The organism is Rossellomorea sp. GQ25, from assembly GCF_059758515.1.
In genome coordinates this window covers 754,830-776,669 of sequence record NZ_JCAXEQ010000002.1, presented here as the reverse complement: position 1 = coordinate 776,669, position 21,840 = coordinate 754,830, and the positions used below count along the sequence as shown (strand labels likewise).

Here is a 21,840-nt window from a genome sequence, read left to right as displayed (position 1 = left end):
GATAAAAGCTTAACGATAGAATGTTTGTACTGACATTCCAATTAAACTACCCTTTTAATAGAATACGGTTATCATATTTAAAATAACCTTAAACATCAAAACCTTTGAACAGTTCCTATAGTGTTTAACATTATGCCATCTGCATCAAACACGCCTAAGTCAGTTGAATATTGCATTTAATTATGCTTTTTAAGCTTTATTCAATAGGGGAAGTTGATAAATTAAATAATATTTCTATTCAGACTCTGCTATATTACGACAAAATCGGTTTGTTTAAACCCGTTTCTGTAGATTCGACAAGTAATTACAGGTCCCACCATAGATTTTCCACTTAAAATAAGAACCTCCTAAGCCTGTTATTAAATGAAGGTAAGGAGGTTTTATTCTACTTTGAATTAAACTAAAGTTTTAATTTTGGCTAAAGCCTCTTTTGGAGGTAAATAATCACAACCAAGATCCCTTGCAACAACTTTGTATGTGATAGCACCGTTAGCTGTATTTAATCCTAACTCGAGTGCATCACTATCTGCAATTGCCTTTTTAACACCTTTATTTGCAATCTGTAATGCATAAGGTACCGTTACATTTGTAAGTGCTATTGTGGATGTACGAGCAACAGCACCTGGCATATTTGCAACAGCATAATGGACAACCCCATATTTTGTATAAGTAGGATTATCATGAGTGGTGATTTTATCAGCTGTTTCAATAGTACCACCTTGGTCAATTGCAACATCAACAACAACTGATCCTGGGCTCATAGATTTGATCATTTCTTCTGTTACAAGTTTTGGTGCCTTAGCCCCAGGTATTAATACAGCACCGATTACTAAATCAGATTCTTTAACTGCCTCAGCAATGTTTAATGGATTTGACATTAGCGTCTGGATACGATCGCCAAAAATATCATCAAGCTGACGTAAACGATCTGGACTTAAATCGATAATAGTTACATCTGCGCCTAAACCCATTGCAATTTTTGCCGCGTTTGTCCCAACAACTCCACCGCCAATTACAGTTACCTTTCCACGTCTTACACCAGGTACCCCTCCAAGAAGAATCCCTTTTCCACCTTTTGGTTTTTCAAGAAATTGTGCTCCAATTTGAGCAGACATCCGTCCGGCTACTTCACTCATCGGTGTTAGTAAAGGTAATGTCCTTCCTACTTGAACTGTTTCATAGGCAATCGCTGTGACTTCTTTTTCTACAAGTGCCTTTGCGAGTTTAGGTTCTGCTGCCAGATGTAAGTAAGTGAACAGGATAAGCCCCTTTCGGAAGTATTGGTATTCACTAGAAATTGGTTCCTTAACTTTCATAACCATCTCCACTTCCGACCAAACTTTCGATACATCCGTCTGGATAGAGGCTCCTACTTCACGATAGGACTCATCCTCAAATCCACTACCAAGCCCTGCCCCGGATTCAATGATTACCTGATGTCCTGCTTTTATAAGACTTAAAGCACCAGCAGGAGTAAGTGCAACTCGATTTTCATTATTTTTAATCTCTTTTGGAATACCAATAATCATTTGAATTTCCTCCCTTTAATCTTTTTCTTAAATTTAAAAGTTAATTATTATTAAAGATTACTAATTTAAGCTCTGTCATGTCTTCCATTGCGTACTTGATTCCTTCTCTCCCAACTCCACTTTCCTTGACACCACCGTAGGGCATATGGTCAACTCGGAAGGTTGGAATATCATTTATCAATACTCCTCCGACATGTAATTTCTTAGAAGCATGCATAGCTGTATGAACGCTTTCCGTATAGATGCCTGCCTGAAGTCCATAGCGTGAATCGTTTACTAAATCAATCGCTTCCTCAACAGATTCAACTTTATTTATTAAAACAATTGGAGCAAAAACTTCCTGACAAGAAACTTTTGCTGATTTTTCTACTTCTAGTAAGACTGTTGGATGTAAAATACTTCCCTCACTTGTACCACCTTCAGCAACTATTGCTCCTTTTTGTTTCGCTTCATCAATCCATGCGAGTGTTCGATCTACTTCCTTACGATTTATTAATGCCGAAACATCTGTATGAGGATTTAATGGGTCGCCTACTTTAAGACCTCTAGTTGCTTTCACAAATCTTTCTACGAAACGATCATAGCAATCTTTATGAACATAAATCCTTTGAAGAGAAATACATACTTGGCCTTGGGAACTAAATGCTCCCGTAATACAGCGTGGAACGATTTTCTCAATGTCAACATGTTTATCGATAATAACTGCTGCATTAGATCCTAACTCAAGAGTAACAGGCTTTAACTTTGCTTGGTTCCGGATACTAATACCTACTTTTGGGCTCCCTGTAAAGGAAATTTTCTTCACTCGGTCATCTTTGACAAGCTTCCCACCGACTACAGAACCACTCCCAGTTACCACATTAAGGCACCCCGGTGGTAATCCCGCCTCCTGTAAAAGTTCGGCAAGAAAATAGGCGGAAAGAGGGGTTTGACCTGCTGGTTTTAAGACGACTGTATTTCCAGTAGCGATTGCAGGACCAACCTTATGCGCAACTAGATTCATAGGAAAGTTAAAAGGTGTTATGGCGCCAACCACCCCAAGTGGTACTTTTAAAGTATAAGCTAATCTCCCTTCACCACCCGGAGCAGCATCCATTGGGACTGTTTCTCCATTTAATCTTTTTGCTTCCTCAGCTGCGAATTTATATGTTTGTACCGTTCTTGCTACTTCTCCTTTTGCATCTTTAAGAGGTTTGGCAGATTCTTTAGAAATAAGGATAGCAGCTTCATCTGCACGTTCCTCAAGTAAGTTAGCAAGACTTTCAAGAATCTTAGCACGTTGATGGCTTGGCATTTCTTCCATCGTATTTCTTGCTTGATAGGCAGCCTCTATAGCTAAATCTACCTCTTCCACAGTTGCTTCTGGGACCTTTGCAATCAACTCCCCAGTATATGGAGAGAAAAGTGGGGTATGATTCTTTGCTTCATACCACTCCCCATTGATAAACAATTGCTTTTTTATCACAAAATTAACCTCCTTAATATCAGCACTCTCCAGAACGTTATTAGTATAGAAAAGATACGATTAAAAAATAACAATTACTTATAACCTTTGTTCAATTGCATAAATAGAATTATGAAGAATTTCAATTAATCTATCTATCTCTTGTTTATTAATTGTTAATGGCGGTGCAAATACCAGCGTATCCATATCATCGAACACAACGGATCTACAAATAAGTCCTTGTTTTGCAGCCTCATTTACAATCATTGGAGATAATGGACCTTGAGAATACAGATTACTTTCAATCTCTACAGCCCCCATTAAACCGAGACCTCTAACTTCGCCAACAAGTTTTCTTTCCCCTTGGATCCATTTAAAGCCTTTTAGCATTTCCTCCCCCATATTTTTTGCATTCTCTACTAAGTTTTCATTCTCTATTATTTCAATATTTTTTAAGGCTACAGCACATGCCATCGGATGACCACTATAGGTATAACCATGCAAAAGGGTTCCAACTGACAATTCCTTAAACTCTTCAAACATAGATTTTGATAAAACAACCCCGCCAAGTTGGGCGTATCCACTTGTCACTCCTTTTGCAAAACACATCATATCTGGGGTAACACTATAGTGTTCGATTCCAAATGTTTTTCCTGTTCTACCAAATCCAGTAATGACTTCATCTGTAATAAATAAAATATCGTAGAGATCACACACTTCTCTTACCTTTTTAAAGTAATTTTCAGGTGCAATATGAACTCCCCCAGCACCTTGCACAGTCTCTGCAACAAAAGCAGCAATTGTCTCAGGTCCTTCTGCTTCAACCAAATCACGTAATGATTGAGCAGATAAATTTTCTGTATAATAAAAATCTGGTGCTAATGAATTTGTGAAGTCTCTAAACGGTTTAAGACCCGTTGCACTCGTTGCTCCCATTGCAACTCCATGATAGGATCTTTTCCGGGATATTATCTTCTTTTTTTCGGTTTTTCCTTTTAAAATCCAATAATGCCTGGCAAGTTTGTAGGCAGTATCGTTCGCTTCTGATCCTCCAGATGTAAAAAAGGTCGTATTTAAATCACCCGGAGCTATCTCAGCCATTTTTGCCGCTAGCCGAATAGCAGGCTCATTACTGAATGTTGCGAAACAAGAACTAAAAGCTAACTTATTCATTTGTTCCATCGCTACTTGCCCTAATTCTTTTCTACCATGTCCAATATTCACATTCCAAAGAGAGGACATCCCATCAATCACTCTTTTTCCGTCTACATCTTCAAGATGTACACCCTCACCCTTAGTGAAAATAAACGCTGGACCTTGTTGTTGTTGTTGTTGAATTGGAGAGGTTGGATGTAAAAAATGTTTCTTATCAAGATTTGCCAATTCTTGAAGTGAAATTCTACTTTCACTCATGATACTCACCTCGTTATCTCATAAATTTAAATGAAAACCTTTAGAGTTTGACTATGTTTTTTACAAGTACCTTCCTTTCCAAATAAATATTTGTTTACACCAATAAACAATGCAAGATTCATGCCAATTTTGTAATCTGCTTTTTAGATAAATAGATTGTTGATCAATTTGGGAGTTGAGCACCTTCCGAAAAATTGGTGCTCTTTATCGCCATCTTTCAACCCCTCTATTCACTTAGCTAAATAACATCAATAATGTTCTTTAACAGCGTGACTATATAAAATACAGCTAGTTTTTAGCAAAACCCAACTGTTGCGAATCCTTACTATACGACATCGATATTACGGTAAAGGTTGCTGTTGAGTGATACAATGGATGTTTCCCCCACCAACTGAAATTTCACGCGTGTTAACCGTGACAATTTTTCGATCTGGGAACATTTTTTTAAAAGTTGCAACAGCTTTTTCATCCTGAGGATCATTAAACGTAGGTAATACAACTCCCCCGTTACATAGATAACAATTTACATAAGTTGAGATAAATGTTACGTCAGGTGAACGGTCGTAACTATATCTAGAATAATCAATTTCCATACTTTCAGCTTCACTCAAGGAAATTTGTTCTGGCATTTGTATCTTATTAATCTTCAACTTTCTTCCTTTGGCATCCGTTGCCTCTTCCAATCGTTTATATGCATCTTGAAGTACAGCGTATTGTGGGTGACCTGGGTCATCTGTCCAACCAATCGCTACCTCACCTGGCTTAACAAAAAAGACAACTTCGTCAATATGACCGTCAGTTTCATCACCAACTAAACCGTCTTTTATCCAGATAATTTTTTCTACATTTAAATATTCAATTAGTTTTTCTTCAACTTCTTCTTTTGATAGATTTTTATTTCGATTGGAGTTTAAAACACACTGCTCTGTTGTAATTAGTGTTCCTTCCCCGTCTACGGTAATAGCTCCACCTTCAATAATGAAATCCGTGGCATCATATCGACTTACCTGCTCAATGTCCATTACTTTTCGTTTTACAAGTAGGTCCAAATCCCACGGGAAATATAATCCTTCCTCTAACCCTCCCCAAGCATTAAATCCCCAATCGACACCCCGAACTTCACCTTTATCATTTTTAACAAAGGTAGGCCCAATATCACGCATCCAAGCATCATTAGATGAAACTTCAACGATGCGTATATTATCTGGTAATAGAGCACGTGCGTTTTCATATTGCTCCGCCTTGACACACATGGTAACTTGTTCGAATTGAGAAATTACCTTAGCAACCTCAATATATACTCTTTGAGCCGGCTTTGCGCCGGATCTCCAAGTATCGGTTCGCGTTGGCCAAAGCATCCACGTCCCCTTATGTTCTTCAAATTCTCCAGGCATTCTAAACCCATCTTTTTTTGGTGTACTACTTATGGTGAAAACCATATCTGATCCCCCTTGTCTTAATAATTCCTATCGAAAGGTTAGTTGATTAAAATTGCAATCTGTTAATTACTGTTATCAAAAGTTTCCTCCTTGGATAGGATCTATTAAACTTCATGCAATTTTTGTGCCATATATTTCAACCCACTTAGGAATTCAAATTTCCGATACAATCTTCGGTTTTTCTATAACTGGATAACCATTAAGTAAGCAAATTTCAAGATTAAATTGAACCGATATCGAGTCAAAATTGTAATTTTAAAGGTTGTACTTTTTAATTCTTCTCATGAAAGAGGATTGTGTTAACCCTAATGATTGTGCAGCTTTCCGCGTAGATTTATGTTTCTTTTGAGCTTCAAATATGATTTCTTTTTCAATTTTTTCTAAATAATTCGGTAGACTTTGCCCATTTAAATGAAAGTATAGGCTTTCCTTATGTTCAATTTCTTCCAATACTTTATTTGAAAGAGCTGCTTTCCCAATAACGTTTGATTTTGCAGTAACAATAAGTCTCTCTACCATATTTTCTAATTCACGAATATTCCCTGGCCAACTGTAATTTTGTAAATAATCAAGTAATTCTTGACTTAAAACCGATGGCTTTCCGTACTTGGTCTTAAATAATTCAAAGTAATAGAAGACTAAGGGAATAATATCATCTTTTCTTTCCCTCAGTGCGGGGATATGAATAGAAACAACATTAATTCGGTAATATAAATCCTCACGGAAACGTTTTTCTTCAACCATTTGCAAGAGATTTTGATTGGTAGCCGTTATAATTCGAATATCTACCTTTTTTAGTTCAGTTGAGCCAATGGGAATAAAGGATTTATTTTGAACTAATTGAAGAAGCTTCGGTTGAAGTGTCAATGGAAGTTCTCCAATTTCATCTAAAAAAAGTGTCCCACCATTTGCTTTTTCAACTAATCCAACTTTTCCGCTGTTATTTGCCCCAGTAAACGCGCCTTTTTTATAGCCAAACAATTCAGACTCCAATAACGTTTCAGGGATTGCCCCGCAATTAATCTGGATAAAAGGCTTTTCAGCTCGATTACTTCTTTGATGAATTTCCCTTGCAATCATACTTTTTCCTACACCAGTCTCGCCGTTTAATAGGATGGTTGCGTCTACAGTAGCAACCCTACTAATTAAATCGAGCATTTCCTCATGCTGCTTACTTTTACCAATAACGAATTGATGGTCATCTTTTATATTTTGTTTTCGCTTTATTTGTTGGAGTTGCTCCCAATATTTTTGAAGAAGTGTTTCTGCTTGTTCTAGCTTAAGAGAGTTTTTTACAGTCTCTGTGACATCCTTTACATGTACTAATACATATTCAGTGTTATCTTCTTCAATATTCACTAAATATCCCGTTGCTATATATTGCCTCCCTTTTGATACTTGTACCTTTGTAACAGTCTCTTTTTTTTCTAATACAATCTTTGTTACAGAAGGAGTAAACATACCATTATTCTCTAGCTCCGTTACCGATCTTCCTATTATCTTAGATCGTGGTGCACCTTGCTGTTTTGTACTCGTATCATTAACCCATAAAGCCACTCCATTATTATCTGCTATGAAAATTCCGTCTTTTAACTTGTTAAAAATATGATAAAAATGTCGGTCTTCAAAAAACTTCTTCCCCACTTAACTCCCCCCTTGTGAGTTTCCTAACCAAAATGAATCGAAATCGCTTCAATATAATTCGAAACCGATTCACAATTGTTTATATAGTACTAATTTTCAGACTAAAAGTCCATGATCTGGTAGGTTTTTACCCGATTGTTTTCTTGGCATGCAACTTGCATGAGTTAATATTGAGGAGGGAGCATAATGGAATCATTACTGTTAGAGGTAAATAGAAAACGTTTACTCGAATCAATTAACATAAGCTCTTCGATTGGATCTTCTAAAAATGGAGGACTTAATCGTCTTGCCTTAACCGAAGAGGATAAAACCATGAGAGACATTTTTAAAAAATGGCTACATGAAGAAGGATTAGAAGTTCGGGTAGACGACTTTGGAAATATTTATGGAAGAAGAAAGGGGAAAATCAATAATGGACCCGTTATAGCTGTGGGTTCTCACTTAGATACCCAACCTTGCGGGGGGCGTTATGACGGAATTCTTGGAGTTTTAACAGCATTAGAGGCCATCCGGGTATTAAATGAAAATAATATTGAAACCCATTACCCAATCGAAATTATTAACTTTACTAATGAAGAAGGTGCTCGTTTTGCACCTCCAATGCTTGGTTCAGGCGGAATTGCAGGAGAATTCACAAAAGATTTCATATACAACAGAAAGGATAAAGCTAATGTTTTTTACAAAGATGCATTAAAGACTATTGATTACATGGGGGATGAAAAGAATCGATCAAAAGATGTAAAGTATTTCATTGAACTCCATGTAGAGCAGGGTCCTATTTTAGAGTCCCAAAACAAGTCAATCGGAATTGTGGAAGGAATTCAAGGCATGAGTTGGTTAAATGTTATAGTAACTGGCGAGACAAACCACGCCGGGCCAACACCGATGGAAAATCGAAGAGATGCTTTAGTACCTTCATCCAAAATGATTTCAAAAGTGAATGAGCTGACGAAAGAATTTGATGGGTTAAAAACAACCGTAGGTATGGTGAATGTTAAACCTAATGTTTCAAATGTAATACCTGGAGAAGTAGAATTTACGATTGATATACGGCACAAGGATAATGAAATTAGATTTGAGGCCATTGAAAGACTAAAAGAGCAGTTAAGTACAATTGCATTAATGAATAACGTCGAGGTAACAATTACAACGGATTGGCACTCTGATGCTGTTGAATTTTCGTCCGTTGTGATTGAGGCAATAGAAGAAGGAGCAGATAAGAAAGGTTACTCGTCTCTAAGACTATTTAGTGGGCCTGGCCATGATGCAAAATATATGAATAAAATTACGGATACAGGAATGATTTTTCTGCCAAGTATTAACGGAATTAGCCATAATGAAAAGGAACTTACGTTAGATGATGATATTGAAAGAGGAGCAAACGTTCTTCTATATGTTCTTAATAGATTGGCCAATACGAAGTAAATTCCTATAATTCTACCATTAAATTAACACTTATGAATCATATTTCACATGAAAAATATAACTTAGGAGTGATTGATATATATGAGTCAAAACCAAATTGTTGAAAAGAATAATCTCGAATCCCTTGCTACTGAATTATCAGAACTTGATCGTAAACATCTTCTTCACCCATCTACCAATCCAAAAGCTCAAGTTAAATTTGGGCCAAAAATTATTTTCACGGGTGGGAAAGGGATCAATCTTTATGATATGAAAGGTAACACTTATATCGATGGTGTATCGATGCTTTGGAATGTGAATCTAGGACACGGAAATAAGGAGTTGGCAGATGCATCTTATAAACAAATGACAGATATTGCGTATGCTTCAACTTTCTACGGATATGCCAATGAACCCACTGTCCGCTTAGCTGAAAAAATAGCAGCTCTAACACCAGGAGATTTAAATACCGTTTTCTTTACTTCTGGTGGTTCGGAGTCAAATGACACAGCATTCAAGCTATCAAGATTTTATTGGCAGTTACAAGGATATAAGGAAAAGAAAAAGATCATTTCATTAAGAAGAGGATATCACGGTGTAACTGTGGCAGCACAAAGAGCAACAGGAATTGATGTGTATCGTAATTTTTCTGGTTCAATTGACCCTGACATTGTAAACGCAAAAGCACATGTTACCGAATGCGAACTCGGTGACAAAAGCCATCCGGAGTACGAAGGCAGTATAAGAAGCATTGTCGAAAAAGAAGGAAAAGATAAAATTGCTGCTATTATTGTCGAACCTATTCAAGGAGCGGGCGGAGTTCATATTCCACCAGAAGAATACCTACAAGCAATTAGAAAACTTTGTGATGAAAACGATATTCATCTCATTGCCGATGAAGTTATCTGTGGTTTTGGTCGTACTGGAAAAATGTTTGGTGTTGATCATTGGAATATTGTTCCTGACTTTATGTCTATTGCTAAAGGGATTACAAGTGGGTATGCTCAGCTTGGTGGCGTAGTAATACGTGAAAATATTAGAGATGTGATTACGCAATTTGATGGGATGCTAGCACATGGATTTACCTACAGTGGACACCCAACGGCTTGTGCAGTCGGTTTGAAAAATATTGAAATTTTAGAGCGGGATGGTCTTGTTGAAAATGCGAAACAAATGGGACACGAATTAGAAAAAGCACTTCACTATTTAGAGGGTAAATATGATTTCGTTACAAAATCAAGGGTCAAGGGCTTATTAGCTGGATTTGATTTAATGAAAGATCCTGAAGCAAACATTCCATTTGATGAATCTGTAAAAGCATCTGTTTCCCTTGTTGATGAATGTTATCAAAGAGGATTACTAATCAGACCATTTGATTTTGAGCCAGGAATGAATATTGTAGCGATTGCTCCCCCTCTTATCATTACGAAGGATGAGTTAGAACGTATTATTCATATTGTAGATGACTCACTAGCTGCGTTTTCAAAAAAACTGTAAGTGAAAAATAATAGAATACAAATTTTGAATAGGAGGTTCACTGTGATAGATAACGCACTGAAATTACACCCGAAAGTGATTGAATTTTTAAAAGAACCAAAAAGATTATTTATTTATGGTAAAGAGGTTGAATCCGTCAAAGGGAACACATTTAATACCATAAACCCTGCTACTGGAGAAGTTCTAGCAATTATTCATGAGGCGAGCGAAATAGATGTTGACATAGCAGTTGAGGCTGCGTCAAAAGCTTTTGACGAGGGACTTTGGCCGAAAATGAGTGGGTATGATAGATCGAAATTAATTAATAAATTAGCTGATTTATTAGAACGAGATTTTGATGTTCTAGCTCAACTAGATACATTAGATAATGGTAAATCTATTAATGAGATGGTGAATGGTGACTTACCAAATGCTATCGAGAATCTTAGGTATTATGCTGGATGGGCAACAAAAGTGACAGGACAAACAATCCCTATTTCTCGTTCTTTTCTAAACTATACACAACATGAGCCTGTAGGTGTTGTTGGACAAATTATCCCTTGGAATTTTCCAATTCAGATGGCTATTTGGAAAATAGCACCGGCTCTGGCGACTGGTTGTACCATTATTTTAAAACCTGCTGAACAAACACCTTTGTCTGCCTTATATTTAGCCAAACTGATAGAGGAAGCTGGATTCCCTAAAGGAGTCATAAACATTATTAATGGATTTGGGAAAACGGCTGGAAATGCTCTTGTCAAACATCCTAAAGTGAATAAAATTGCTTTTACCGGGTCTACCCCTGTAGGGCAAGCAATCATGAAAGAAGCAGCGAATACGATGAAGCGGGTAACCTTGGAATTAGGTGGAAAATCACCAAATATTATTTTACCTGATGCTGATTTAGATAAAGCAATCCCTGGTGTTTTCTCTGGTATCATGGTTAACCAAGGGCAAGTATGTTGCGCTGGCTCAAGAGTATTTATTCCAGACCATCTATACGATGAAGTGATTGATAGACTAGTAGATTATGCGAAAAAAGTTAAATTAGGTAATGGACTTGATGAAACAACTGAAATGGGACCACTTATCTCCGAGAGGCAACAAGACATCGTAACTTCTTATATAAATAAAGGTGTTGATGAAGGTGCAAACCTACTAGTTGGAGGAGAAAGGTCAGAGAAAGGCTACTTTGTTACCCCGGCAGTATTTGCTAATGTGAAAGATGACATGTCAATTGCTAAAGAAGAAATTTTTGGACCTGTTGTTGCAACAATGCCCTATAGCAGCGTAGATGAGGTTGTCAGACGGGCAAACGCCAGTCCCTACGGATTGGCAGCAGGACTCTGGACAGAAAACCTAAAAACTGCTCACACCATTTCTCGAAAATTAAAAGCAGGAACGGTATGGGTAAATTGCTATAACTTAACAAATGCTGCCGCTCCTTTTGGAGGGTATAAACAATCCGGCTTCGGTCGCGAAATGGGATCCTACGCATTAGACAATTATACGGAAGTCAAGAGCGTTTGGGTAAATCTAGATTAATAGAACTCACCTAACAATTTTCTATAAAAAATAGAAATTGTTAGGTGCAATTTATCATTCGGTAATAAAACCATCTGATTTGAAAACGGATACAAAATACCACTATTTGAAAAAAGGGATTCTGACAACTCTTCACGAAATTAAATCGGTCGATAAAATAATAAACATTTTTTTTGAAGGAATGGTGTTATGAATGAAACAAATAAACTAAAACGAAAGTTAAACTTATTTCATGTGGTAGCAATAGGAATCGCATATATGTCGCCCTTTGCTGTATTTGATACTTTTGGCATTGCATCAGATGTATCTTCAGGACATGTGCCTGCAGCTTATATTGTCCTTTTTACTGCAATTCTTTTTACCGCTTTAAGTTATGGAAAATTAGTAAAAAGATATCCGACTGCAGGTTCTGTTTACACTTACACAAAAAATATTTTAAATCCATACTTGGGTATTATAGTGGGATGGGTCACTTTTATCGCTTATTTAGCTCTTCCAATGATTAACGCCTTACTTGCAAAAATTTATCTTTCAGCAGCATTACCACAGGTGCCTGAGTGGTTATGGATTGTTGGGCTAATTGTTATTATCAGTTTTTTAAATACTTTTGGAGTTAAGCTCGCAGCGTCAATTAATATGTTGCTCGTGGTATTTCAGTTTTTAGTTGGTACAATCTTTATTTACCTTACTGTTCGTTCAATAACAAAAGGACCTGAACACTTTATACCTTTAAATGATCTATTCCCTTCTAATATGGAATTTTCCGGAGTATTTGCAGGAGCTGCTCTACTGGCTTTGTCCTTTATAGGTTTTGATGCTATAACAACACTTTCTGAAGAAACCGTTGAACCTAAAAAGAATATTCCAAGGGCTATTATAATAGTTGCATCAATAGGCGGAATTTTTTTCTTCTCAGTTACCTACTTTATGCAATCCCTTTTTCCTAATATATCTGTGTTTAACGATATCAGTGGTGCCTCCCCTGAAATAGCCTATATCATAGGTGGGAATTTATTCCTCTCAATATTCACTGCTGGAGCTTTATTTTCAGTATTTGCCTCCGGTTTGGCAGCACAATTAAGTGCTTCCCGATTGTTATATGCTATGGGAAGAGATCAGGTCTTACCTGAACGTTTTTTTGGACATTTACATCCTAGACTTGATTCACCAGTACCAAACATTCTATTAATTGGGGTTCTAGCTTTGTCAGCACTTTTCTTAGATTTAACGATGGCAACATCTATTATTAATATTGGTGCCTTCACAGCTTTTTCTTCAGTTAATATATGTTTAATTGTAATCTATTTTAGGTCTAAAGATTCACGCACTTTAGGATTTACCTTAGGAAATTTGATAAGTCCCCTAATTGGTTTAGTCTTTATTATCTACCTATGGGCTAACCTTGATTTATTTTCTATTATAATTGGACTTGTTTGGACCCTGCTGGGTGTGGTGTATATGGTATTTTCAACAGACTTTTTCAAAAAAGAACCACCAAAAATTGATTTTGATGAACTGGAAATGTGATATAGAGAATTTAGTTTAGAGCATTATGGTTGGTAGTTTTGGCACTTTATTATTTTTTGAGGATCATACATGTTAGTCAGGACTAACATGTATGATCCTTTTATTCTTTTCATCAAAGGCGCCATCTATTACCCTCCATGCTTTTTTACCAGGGACAACATCTAGATTCCACCTGTATAAGTTGTGGTCTGGTCCTTCGCACAATACAATATATTTCTTAAATGCTCTAATTAACATTTAGTTTTCCTCCTTTTATTTGAGATATAACGTCAAGACGATTGGATTTGCTTCATTAGTGCAATCGAGCACGGTAGATCACTCCATTGCATTCCCTCTTTTTTGTTAAGACGGTACAGTTGAGTACTTTTTTGAATTTCTTCTTGAATGAAAAAACGAACCACTTCTTGAATCTCAGAAGTGATTCGTTCTTGAAATCTATCTATAACATGTTTGGTAATCGTCACGGGAAATCCCCCTCTAATTTAATATTTTATTAAAGTGAAAGCAGCGTACCTTTAGATACGCTGCTTTGAATACGTTGGAATTTTCCGTTATGAAGTTTGAAGGCTTTGTTCCTTCTATCGATTACATATACGTTCCATCTTGTATAATTTTCAATCCAATTACACCAATTTATGAAGAACTCTTTGGAATTTCGATTTCGGGCCTGTCCTAATAGATCGGGTAGAACTAAAATAATATTTTCGTATGGGAAGTTGTTTAGAGATGAAATAGGATTATGTTTAAGCATCCACGTGGCTGTCTGCATACTGTCATCCCAGCTGGAATTTAAAGAGAACCCAGACCGGGGTCATCATTTCTATACGGTGACGAGCCTGGAGCATTCTCACGGTGCAGGGGCAACGAACTTAGGGTTGGCTGTGGACCGGAATATTCAAATCATCAATGACATCGTTGGTGAAGAAGTGTATGAAGTGCAGAGGAACACGATTTTTTCTCAATTCACGACGGATAAATAAGGAGTCGTGTTTGAATTTATGCATGAAGGGTAAAGTACATGTGTGATAAAAAACAAACGATAACTAGGAGTGTTTCAATTTTATGGCTAAAATAGCAACGTTAATTACAGACATGTTTGAAGACGTAGAATTTACAGATCCTGAAAAAGCGTTTAAAGAAGCGGGTCACGAAGTTGTAACGATTGAAAAAGAAAAAGGAAAATCTGTCAAAGGGAAGCAGGGCGATGCTACGGTGAAAATCGATGAAAGCATCGAAGACGTCAATCCTGCAGACTTTGATGCCCTATTATTACCAGGCGGTTTCTCTCCGGATCAGCTGCGTGCAGATGACCGTTTCGTGAAATTCACGAAGCATTTCATGGATGAGAAAAAACCGGTATTCGCGATTTGCCATGGTCCACAATTACTAATCACGGCAAAAGCACTGGAAGGACGAAAAGCGACAGGCTTCCAGTCCATTAAAGTAGATATGGAATATGCAGGTGTGACGTACGAGGATAAAGAAGTCGTCGTATGCGGCAACCAGCTTGTGACAAGCAGAACACCGGATGATCTTCCTGCATTCAACCGTGAATCACTTGCGCTGCTTTCTAAATAGGACAAAGTAAATGAAAGGGGACATTCCCCAAGGTATTTTGTACCTTTGAGGGAATGTCCCCTTTTTACATATCGTGGTTGAATATTATTTACGCAGGTTACCCATTTCTTCAATGATTGCAGTCATTTCACTCGGGCTGAATCTGTCCTTGCGATCGACCATTACATAAAGGTCATGGAGATCTTCATACATTTCTTCATTGAAATCTTCAGGCTTTACGGCACCAGCATTGACTATTTTTAATTTTTCTTTAATGGCAGTGACCATGAATTCAATATTTTCGGTTGTGTTTTGAGATAAATCCATTTGGGATCGTCCTTTCTAACGTGCATTCATTACATTTATCTTTCCATGATTTCTCCACCCTGTCAACATAAGTTCTACCCGAGAAGGATTTTTTTCGGATAATGTTTTACACTATTAAGGAATGGGAAATGAGTAGGTAAGATAAAACGTTAGGAGAGGTACGTTCATGGTATCTGTGTTGTTTGTATGTTTGGGAAATATTTGCCGCTCCCCTATGGCGGAGGCGATCTTCAGGGCAAAGGTTAAAGAGGAGGATCTGGATGGCGTGATTGAGGTTGACTCCGCAGGCACGGGAGATTGGCATGTTGGGAAGAAACCTCATGAAGGAACTTTAGCCATTCTTAGAGAAAATAATATAAAGAGTGGAGGCCTGGCTGCACGGCAATTTCATGGAAAAGATAAGAAATATGATTACATCGTTGCCATGGACACTTCGAATGAACAAAACATGAAGAAAATCCTTGATAATGATCATCACGGAAAGGTGTTCAAGCTCCTGGACTTAGTGGAAGAAAGCCGGGAGAAAGATGTTCCCGATCCGTACTATACGGGGAATTTTCATGAAGTGTATAATTTAGTGGAGTCCGGCTGCAGCCAATTATTAGAAAAAATAAAAAAGGACAATCATTTGAAGGAGGGTAATACATATGGGAAGCAATAAATTTATTAAAGGGGTTTTGTTAGGTGCCGTAGCAGGAGGTCTTCTTTCTCTGCTGGATAGAACGACTCGACAGGAAATGGGGGCCTCTCTAAAGAACAGCGGGAATTATCTTTCAACGTACTCAAAGAATCCTCAAGCATTGGTCGAGTCATCGAAGGAAGTGTATGAGAAATTACGTACGACAGCCGATCAAGTCAGCAGGGATATTCAGTTTATCAGTGAAAAAGTAGATGAAATCAAAGGGATGACTCCACAGGTGAAAGAAATCATAGAGGAGACAAAAGAAACCTTTGAAGACTCTTCAGAAGCTTATAAAGATACGTTTTCAGATAGGGAAATATCCAATGAACTAACAACTCAGGACGAGGAGAGTCAACCTATTGCGTCTTCATTTAAGGGGTATTAACGAGAAATGAGGTGAGAACATGTCGGATGAGACGGTCAAAGGAGGATGGAAAGGATTTTCTAAAAATCTTTTCTCAAATATTAGTGCGAATGATGTAACGGGGCTAGCCGCGCAAATTGCCTATTACTTTCTTTTATCGCTCTTTCCACTGCTGATTTTCATCGTAACACTTTTACCATACCTTCCCGTCGATCAGGGGGACATACTGGGTCTGGTCCGGGATTTTGCACCAGGAGAAACGATGTCCATGATCGAGGAAACCCTTCAGGACATCATGTCTAACCGGAATTCCGGTTTACTGTCTGTCAGTATCATCGCCACGATTTGGTCGGCTTCCAATGGGATGAATGCCATCGTGAAAAGTTTAAACCGTGCCTATGATGTAGAGGAAACAAGATCATTTATTGCGACCCGTCTCATGTCTATATTATTGACACTAGCCATGATTCTTGTATTTGTCGTAGCTCTTTTACTTCCGGTATTCGGAAAACAGATTGGTCTATTATTATTTTCTCAATTCGGATTTTCAGAGCAATTTTTAACGGTATGGAACGGGATTCGCTGGGCGATCAGTCCCATCATTCTCTTTATCATTTTCGTAGGATTATATTACTTTGCTCCGAGTAAACGGATTAAATGCTTAAGTGCGTTCCCCGGAGCGATCTTTGCGACGCTTGGATGGGTATTGGCTTCCTTAGCCTTTTCTTATTACGTAGGAAGCTTTGGGAATTATTCAGCCACATACGGCAGCATCGGAGGGATTATCGTCCTCATGATCTGGTTCTACTTAACGGGAATCATCATTATGATCGGCGGAGAAATCAATGCACTCGTAACGATTAAAGATAAAGATTCGTGTTAAAATAGGGGAAATCACTCCCCGGACATAGTACAGGCACAAGTAGGGGAAGATTCTATTAAACATTCGTGTTTAAGGGGGTCTTCCTTTTTGATGTGAAATAGAAAGCGAGGTGGAGCCTATGTTGATAGCTGCGATGGTGGAGAGGCTTGGTATCATTGTGACCATAGCCTTTGTGATGACGAGGATCAGTTTCTTCCGTCATTTAATCGAGAAGCGGACACATGTGAAGAAAACCCAGACTCTGCTCCTCATATTGCTGTTTGGTTTCTTCGGGATCGTCGGTACATATACAGGATTGATTGTGAATCCATTTCAAGAAGAATATACAAAATGGCAGTGGCATCTTCAGCAGAATGAAGCGATTGCCAATTCCAGGGTGATCGGTGTCGTGGTCGCCGGGTTACTGGGTGGTCCATGGATCGGACTTGGAGCTGGATTGGTCGCTGGAGTCCACCGGTATTTTCTCGGCGGATTTACGGCATTCTCGTGCGGGATCTCGACGGTGTTAGCGGGATTACTGGCGGGGTGGATCGGGAAGCGGGAAAAAAAGAACAGGCTTGTTTCCCCTCAAAAAGCGTTTTTGGTTGGTTTTGTGGCAGAAGGGATGCAGATGCTTCTCATTCTTCTATTATCGAAGCCATTTGATGATGCTTATTTACTCGTTTCCGACATAGGCTGGCCGATGATCATTGCAAATGGAGTCGGAACCGGAATTTTCCTGCTGATCATTAAAAGTGTTTTTTATGAAGAAGAGCGGATGGGAGCGGTTCAATCCCAGAAAGCATTACGCTTGGCTGATAGCACGGTGAAATATATGCGAAAGGGATTGAATGCAGCCTCTGCACAGGCAACGTGTGAGATTCTGATGAGAGATGTGAACGCTCTGGCAGTTTCGATCACGAACACCTCCCACATATTGGCTCATGTCGGACTAGCTTCGGATCATCACCAGCAAGGGCGCCCGATTCAAACCGAAGCGACGAAACGGGTCATCGAAACGGGAGAGCTCATGAAGGTGGGAAGAGAGGATATTCAATGTGACCGGAATGGATGTCCATTAGGAGCGGCGATCATGGCACCTCTTTTAAAAGGGGATGAAATTGTCGGAACGCTTAAATTCTATTTTCATTCGGAAAAAGAAATCTCACCGATCCTGATGGAATTAACAAAGGGGATTGCAACCCTTCTTAGCCACCAGCTGGAGCTTGCTGAAATCGATACCCATAAAGAGCTTGCGAAAGAGTCAGAAGTAAAGGCGCTGCAGGCACAGATCAATCCGCATTTCTTGTTCAATACCATTAATGTCATCGTGTCGTTGACGAGGATCAATCCCGATAAGGCGAGGACCCTGTTGATTTCACTATCTCAATTTGTACGTCAGAATCTGACAGGAAGCACGAAATCCACCTCGACCCTTAAAGAAGAAGGACAGCATGTAAAAGCCTATCTTGCTATTGAAGAAGCACGGTTTTTTGACCGGCTGGAAGTGGTTTATGAGATTGACGAAGATGCCCTGCAGGCGAAAGTCCCTTCGATTACCCTGCAACCTCTTGTTGAAAATGCGATTAAGCACGGGATGAAGAATGTGGAAGAAGGATTTGTGTTGAAGATTTCGATTGAGTTGAATGGTGATGAGGTGACTGTTCGTGTTGAGGATAACGGTGCGGGGATCGATGAAGAGAGAGTGGAGAAGCTTTTGCTTGAGCCGGTAGAATCACAGTCCGGGACAGGTATCGGACTCTATAACGTGAACAAGCGATTGGAAATGATGATGGGGAAAGAAGCAGGTCTATCGATCAGATCATCAATAGGAAACGGAACCGCCGTTGAATTTATGGTAAGGAGTGAGAAAAAATGAAAGTCGCCATTATTGATGACGAACCATATAGCCGGGAGGAAATGAAGCATCTATTAAGCGGTTATTCATGGGTGGAAGTAGTCGGAGAAGCAAGCTCTGCTGAAAAGGGATTGGAAATCATTTTAACACAAGAACCCGACGTCTTATTTCTTGATATTGAAATGCCGGGCATGAGCGGGGTCGACTTAGCGGAAGCCTTGCAAAAAATGAAGCACAAACCGGAAATCGTCTTTGCCACAGCGTATCCGGATTATGCCCTTAAAGCGTTCCGTGTGGAAGCCATTGACTACTTATTGAAACCATTTGAAGAAGATCAGCTCGCGCAAACGATGGAGCGCTTGAAGAATCTATTGAAAGTGGGAGTGAAGGAGCAGAGCGAGAGCCCGTCGGTGGGGAAACTTGCTGTTCAGGATGAAGACAAAATTGTATTCATCAGCCCGAAAGACATTCTATATATCTTCCGAGAAGAGCGGGAAACCTTTATTTGTACGGAGAAAAAGAAGTATACGTGCCGCTTGCCGATCAAGGAATTGGAATCGAAGCTCAGTACATATCCATTTTTCCGGGTTCATAAAAGCTACCTCGTTCAGCTGCCCTTCGTGGAGGAGCTCATCCCGTGGGGGAGCGGCGTGTATCAGTTGAAGGTTCATGGAGCGGATGAGGCGATTCCGGTGAGCCGGAATTATGTGAAGGAATTGAGGGAGCGGTTGGAGTTGTAGGTGAGTGTGGTTTAATGAGTGTACCTTTTTTTGATTGTACCAGGTACAATAAGGAGTGTTTTTACCTGGTACATATTAGGGGATTTGTACTTGGAACATCTGCGGTTCATTGTACCTGGTACAATTTTGGTTTTGGGTGCCAGGTACCAAATCGGTCATCTGTACCCGGCACCCATCTCTTACTCCCTGCATGTTAATCCTCGTTCAGAACACCTCAACCCTGATTTCCGACATCTTAAACAGAATGTGACGAAACTGTGAATATGATTGCTATAATGAAAGCGTATTCACAAATGAACGAAAGGGGATCATAAGCATGGTCACATTTCTGGTCTCGATTGTTGTATTAATTATCGGTTATTTCACATATGGAAAATTAATTGAAAAGATTTTTGGAATCAATGAAAGTCGTTCGACTCCTGCTTATGCAAAAGCGGATGGAGTGGATTATGTTCCAATGAAGACAGGTAAAAACTCCATGATTCAGCTGTTGAACATTGCAGGTGTAGGACCCATTTTCGGTCCGATCATGGGAGCGCTCTATGGGCCGGTTGCCTTCCTTTGGATCGTACTCGGTGCGATTTTTGCAGGAGCGGTTCATGATTACTTAACGGGAATGATTTCGATCCGTAACGGTGGAGCTCATTTGCCGGAGCTTGCCGGACGATTCCTTGGTAAGACGATGAAGCATGTGGTGAACGCATTCTCGATTCTTTTATTAGTGCTGGTGGGTACGGTTTTCGTTACAGCACCTGCAGCATTAATCGCGAATCTGACGCCAGCCTGGATTTCGTTAGGTGTCATTATCGCCGCAATCTTTATTTATTATATTGTCGCAACCCTATTACCGATTGATAAAATCATCGGGAAAGTATATCCACTTTTCGGAGCACTGCTTGTAGTGAGTGCAGTTGGGATCGGTGCAGGATTAGTGATTACAGGGGCGGATATTCCTGAGGTCAGCTTAACGAATATGCATCCTGAATCAGTAGCGATTTTCCCATTATTATTCTTGACGATTTCTTGTGGGGCACTGTCAGGGTTCCATGCAACACAATCACCAATCATTTCAAGAACGACTCAAAATGAGAAGAACGGACGCAAAATTTTCTACGGTATGATGATTTTAGAAGCGATCATTGCGATGATCTGGGCAGCAGCTGCGATGAGCTTATTCCAGCCTGGTGAACTGAATGCCATCTTGAAAGAAGGCGGACCTGCAGCGGTTGTAAGTGAAGTATCGATTCTTATGCTTGGATCAATCGGTGGAACGCTGGCAATCCTTGGGGTTATCATTCTTCCGATCACTTCTGGTGATACATCATTCCGAAGTGCGCGTATGATCATTGCCGACTATATCAAAGTAGGACAAGTGAAAATCTCAAGCCGCTTATGGATTGCGATTCCATTGTTCGTGATCTCAGTCGTGTTGACACGAATCGATTTTAACCTATTATGGAGATACTTCTCCTGGGCGAACCAATCCACAGCAATGATTGCTCTTTGGGTAGGTGCCATGTATCTTGCCCTTCAAAAGAAACCGCACTGGGTCGCAACGATTCCAGCGATCTTCATGACAATGGTGACATTCACGTACATCCTGAGCGCACCAATCGGATTTGGTTTATCCATGGGTACAGCATATATGGGAGCAACAATCGTAACCATCGCAGCAATCTTAGCCTTTATTTACACATTAAGAAAGCGCTTAAACAATGGAACGGTCATTCAAGTCGACGAAGAGGTTCCTCAATCAGTAGCCTGATGGTGAAAGAGTTTTCCGGTAATTACCGGGAGACTCTTTTCTTTTTTTGGCACAAAATAAGAATGGTTCAAAAACCACAAGTTTTCTTGATGACGACTAATTATTAGGAGTGATTCAACATGACAAAGAAAACAAAAAAAGACGGCGGCACAAAGCAAAACGGCAAGCACAAACCGAAGCAGAAAACATCAGGTTCTGCTAACGGGCAGAATGGATACCACTAGAAAATGACGGCCAACCCTTTACGGGTTGGCTTTTTTATTT

The 21,840-nt window shown here is 39.2% G+C and carries 22 protein-coding genes; 14 read left to right on the top strand and 8 right to left on the bottom strand.

What is annotated here, in order from left to right:
* Positions 1 to 182: 182 nt before the first annotated feature.
* Positions 183 to 335 (top strand): MerR family DNA-binding transcriptional regulator, encoded by a 153-nt coding sequence (locus tag AC6CIB_RS09665; RefSeq protein ID WP_498280559.1) that lies wholly within the window; start codon positions 183 to 185, stop codon positions 333 to 335.
* Between the two features lie 60 nt (positions 336 to 395).
* On the opposite strand, the gene ald is transcribed toward AC6CIB_RS09665, so the two are convergent.
* The 5 genes from ald to AC6CIB_RS09640 all read right to left on the bottom strand — a co-directional run bounded on the left by ald (position 396) and on the right by AC6CIB_RS09640 (position 7,469).
* Entirely contained in the window at positions 396 to 1,529 is a 1,134-nt protein-coding gene (gene ald / locus AC6CIB_RS09660) for an alanine dehydrogenase (protein WP_498280047.1), read from the bottom strand.
* Between the two features lie 40 nt (positions 1,530 to 1,569).
* Positions 1,570 to 2,994 (bottom strand): aldehyde dehydrogenase family protein, encoded by a 1,425-nt coding sequence (locus tag AC6CIB_RS09655; protein ID WP_498280045.1) that lies wholly within the window; start codon positions 2,992 to 2,994, stop codon positions 1,570 to 1,572.
* 78 nt (positions 2,995 to 3,072) lie between these two features.
* Positions 3,073 to 4,386, bottom strand: a complete 1,314-nt coding sequence (locus tag AC6CIB_RS09650) for an aminotransferase family protein (protein ID WP_498280043.1) — start codon at positions 4,384 to 4,386, stop codon at positions 3,073 to 3,075.
* A 341-nt stretch (positions 4,387 to 4,727) separates the two neighbouring features.
* Positions 4,728 to 5,825 (bottom strand): agmatine deiminase, encoded by a 1,098-nt coding sequence (gene aguA / locus AC6CIB_RS09645; RefSeq protein ID WP_498280041.1) that lies wholly within the window; start codon positions 5,823 to 5,825, stop codon positions 4,728 to 4,730.
* A 255-nt stretch (positions 5,826 to 6,080) separates the two neighbouring features.
* Entirely contained in the window at positions 6,081 to 7,469 is a 1,389-nt protein-coding gene (locus AC6CIB_RS09640; protein WP_498280039.1) for a sigma-54 interaction domain-containing protein, read from the bottom strand.
* 186 nt (positions 7,470 to 7,655) lie between these two features.
* Here AC6CIB_RS09640 and AC6CIB_RS09635 point away from each other — a divergent pair, with 186 nt between their 5' ends.
* The 4 genes from AC6CIB_RS09635 (at position 7,656) to AC6CIB_RS09620 (ending at position 13,421) form a co-directional block, all read left to right on the top strand.
* Entirely contained in the window at positions 7,656 to 8,894 is a 1,239-nt protein-coding gene (locus tag AC6CIB_RS09635; RefSeq protein ID WP_498280037.1) for a M20 family metallo-hydrolase, read from the top strand.
* An 81-nt stretch (positions 8,895 to 8,975) separates the two neighbouring features.
* Positions 8,976 to 10,370: an aminotransferase family protein gene (locus AC6CIB_RS09630; protein ID WP_498280035.1), complete on the top strand. Its 1,395-nt coding sequence runs from the start codon at positions 8,976 to 8,978 to the stop codon at positions 10,368 to 10,370.
* A 45-nt stretch (positions 10,371 to 10,415) separates the two neighbouring features.
* Positions 10,416 to 11,894 carry an aldehyde dehydrogenase family protein gene (locus AC6CIB_RS09625; RefSeq protein WP_498280557.1) on the top strand — a complete coding sequence of 493 codons (1,479 nt, stop codon included), beginning with the start codon at positions 10,416 to 10,418 and terminating at the stop codon, positions 11,892 to 11,894.
* A 189-nt stretch (positions 11,895 to 12,083) separates the two neighbouring features.
* A complete protein-coding gene (locus tag AC6CIB_RS09620) occupies positions 12,084 to 13,421 on the top strand; it encodes an APC family permease (RefSeq protein ID WP_498280033.1) in 1,338 nt (445 codons plus the stop codon).
* Positions 13,422 to 13,493: 72 nt separating this feature from the next.
* Here the strand turns inward: AC6CIB_RS09620 and AC6CIB_RS09615 are convergent, their stop codons facing one another.
* Positions 13,494 to 13,658: a hypothetical protein gene (locus tag AC6CIB_RS09615; protein ID WP_498280031.1), complete on the bottom strand. Its 165-nt coding sequence runs from the start codon at positions 13,656 to 13,658 to the stop codon at positions 13,494 to 13,496.
* A 32-nt stretch (positions 13,659 to 13,690) separates the two neighbouring features.
* Positions 13,691 to 13,885, bottom strand: a complete 195-nt coding sequence (locus AC6CIB_RS09610; RefSeq protein WP_498280029.1) for a hypothetical protein — start codon at positions 13,883 to 13,885, stop codon at positions 13,691 to 13,693.
* A gap of 252 nt (positions 13,886 to 14,137) precedes the next feature.
* Between AC6CIB_RS09610 and AC6CIB_RS09605 the strand changes: the two genes are divergently transcribed.
* Together AC6CIB_RS09605 and AC6CIB_RS09600 are read left to right on the top strand one after the other, a co-directional pair.
* The gene (locus tag AC6CIB_RS09605) at positions 14,138 to 14,401 is read left to right on the top strand and encodes a hypothetical protein (RefSeq protein WP_498280027.1); all 264 of its coding nucleotides are present in this window, start codon (positions 14,138 to 14,140) and stop codon (positions 14,399 to 14,401) included.
* Positions 14,402 to 14,483: 82 nt separating this feature from the next.
* A complete protein-coding gene (locus tag AC6CIB_RS09600) occupies positions 14,484 to 14,999 on the top strand; it encodes a type 1 glutamine amidotransferase domain-containing protein (RefSeq protein ID WP_498280025.1) in 516 nt (171 codons plus the stop codon).
* An 84-nt stretch (positions 15,000 to 15,083) separates the two neighbouring features.
* Here the strand turns inward: AC6CIB_RS09600 and AC6CIB_RS09595 are convergent, their stop codons facing one another.
* Positions 15,084 to 15,305: a DUF1128 domain-containing protein gene (locus tag AC6CIB_RS09595; protein WP_044338940.1), complete on the bottom strand. Its 222-nt coding sequence runs from the start codon at positions 15,303 to 15,305 to the stop codon at positions 15,084 to 15,086.
* Positions 15,306 to 15,471: 166 nt separating this feature from the next.
* On the opposite strand from AC6CIB_RS09595, the gene AC6CIB_RS09590 reads away from it, so the two are divergent.
* The 7 genes from AC6CIB_RS09590 to AC6CIB_RS09560 all read left to right on the top strand — a co-directional run bounded on the left by AC6CIB_RS09590 (position 15,472) and on the right by AC6CIB_RS09560 (position 21,576).
* The gene (locus AC6CIB_RS09590; protein WP_498280023.1) at positions 15,472 to 15,966 is read left to right on the top strand and encodes a low molecular weight protein-tyrosine-phosphatase; all 495 of its coding nucleotides are present in this window, start codon (positions 15,472 to 15,474) and stop codon (positions 15,964 to 15,966) included.
* The gene (locus AC6CIB_RS09585) at positions 15,953 to 16,372 is read left to right on the top strand and encodes a hypothetical protein (RefSeq protein ID WP_498280021.1); all 420 of its coding nucleotides are present in this window, start codon (positions 15,953 to 15,955) and stop codon (positions 16,370 to 16,372) included. The genes AC6CIB_RS09590 and AC6CIB_RS09585 overlap by 14 nt, the downstream gene beginning before the upstream one ends.
* A 19-nt stretch (positions 16,373 to 16,391) precedes the next feature.
* Positions 16,392 to 17,234: a YihY/virulence factor BrkB family protein gene (locus AC6CIB_RS09580; RefSeq protein WP_498280019.1), complete on the top strand. Its 843-nt coding sequence runs from the start codon at positions 16,392 to 16,394 to the stop codon at positions 17,232 to 17,234.
* A gap of 118 nt (positions 17,235 to 17,352) precedes the next feature.
* Positions 17,353 to 19,092: a LytS/YhcK type 5TM receptor domain-containing protein gene (locus AC6CIB_RS09575; protein WP_498280017.1), complete on the top strand. Its 1,740-nt coding sequence runs from the start codon at positions 17,353 to 17,355 to the stop codon at positions 19,090 to 19,092.
* Entirely contained in the window at positions 19,089 to 19,811 is a 723-nt protein-coding gene (locus tag AC6CIB_RS09570; protein ID WP_498280015.1) for a LytR/AlgR family response regulator transcription factor, read from the top strand. The genes AC6CIB_RS09575 and AC6CIB_RS09570 overlap by 4 nt, the downstream gene beginning before the upstream one ends.
* 90 nt (positions 19,812 to 19,901) lie before the next feature.
* A complete protein-coding gene (locus tag AC6CIB_RS09565) occupies positions 19,902 to 20,072 on the top strand; it encodes a hypothetical protein (RefSeq protein ID WP_498280013.1) in 171 nt (56 codons plus the stop codon).
* Between the two features lie 55 nt (positions 20,073 to 20,127).
* Entirely contained in the window at positions 20,128 to 21,576 is a 1,449-nt protein-coding gene (locus AC6CIB_RS09560; RefSeq protein WP_498280011.1) for a carbon starvation CstA family protein, read from the top strand.
* Positions 21,577 to 21,840 lie beyond the last annotated feature (264 nt).

Excerpts from the sequence above, each read along its gene's own strand:
- AC6CIB_RS09665 (WP_498280559.1), top strand. The coding sequence starts at position 183 with ATGCTTTTTAAGCTTTATTCAATAGGGGAAGTTGATAAATTAAATAAT.
- ald (WP_498280047.1), bottom strand. The coding sequence starts at position 1,529 with ATGATTATTGGTATTCCAAAAGAGATTAAAAATAATGAAAATCGAGTT.
- AC6CIB_RS09650 (WP_498280043.1), bottom strand. The coding sequence starts at position 4,386 with ATGAGTGAAAGTAGAATTTCACTTCAAGAATTGGCAAATCTTGATAAG.
- aguA (WP_498280041.1), bottom strand. The coding sequence starts at position 5,825 with ATGGTTTTCACCATAAGTAGTACACCAAAAAAAGATGGGTTTAGAATG.
- AC6CIB_RS09635 (WP_498280037.1), top strand. The coding sequence starts at position 7,656 with ATGGAATCATTACTGTTAGAGGTAAATAGAAAACGTTTACTCGAATCA.
- AC6CIB_RS09630 (WP_498280035.1), top strand. The coding sequence starts at position 8,976 with ATGAGTCAAAACCAAATTGTTGAAAAGAATAATCTCGAATCCCTTGCT.
- AC6CIB_RS09620 (WP_498280033.1), top strand. The coding sequence starts at position 12,084 with ATGAATGAAACAAATAAACTAAAACGAAAGTTAAACTTATTTCATGTG.
- AC6CIB_RS09615 (WP_498280031.1), bottom strand. The coding sequence starts at position 13,658 with ATGTTAATTAGAGCATTTAAGAAATATATTGTATTGTGCGAAGGACCA.
- AC6CIB_RS09600 (WP_498280025.1), top strand. The coding sequence starts at position 14,484 with ATGGCTAAAATAGCAACGTTAATTACAGACATGTTTGAAGACGTAGAA.
- AC6CIB_RS09595 (WP_044338940.1), bottom strand. The coding sequence starts at position 15,305 with ATGGATTTATCTCAAAACACAACCGAAAATATTGAATTCATGGTCACT.
- AC6CIB_RS09590 (WP_498280023.1), top strand. The coding sequence starts at position 15,472 with ATGGTATCTGTGTTGTTTGTATGTTTGGGAAATATTTGCCGCTCCCCT.
- AC6CIB_RS09585 (WP_498280021.1), top strand. The coding sequence starts at position 15,953 with ATGGGAAGCAATAAATTTATTAAAGGGGTTTTGTTAGGTGCCGTAGCA.
- AC6CIB_RS09580 (WP_498280019.1), top strand. The coding sequence starts at position 16,392 with ATGTCGGATGAGACGGTCAAAGGAGGATGGAAAGGATTTTCTAAAAAT.
- AC6CIB_RS09575 (WP_498280017.1), top strand. The coding sequence starts at position 17,353 with ATGTTGATAGCTGCGATGGTGGAGAGGCTTGGTATCATTGTGACCATA.
- AC6CIB_RS09570 (WP_498280015.1), top strand. The coding sequence starts at position 19,089 with ATGAAAGTCGCCATTATTGATGACGAACCATATAGCCGGGAGGAAATG.
- AC6CIB_RS09560 (WP_498280011.1), top strand. The coding sequence starts at position 20,128 with ATGGTCACATTTCTGGTCTCGATTGTTGTATTAATTATCGGTTATTTC.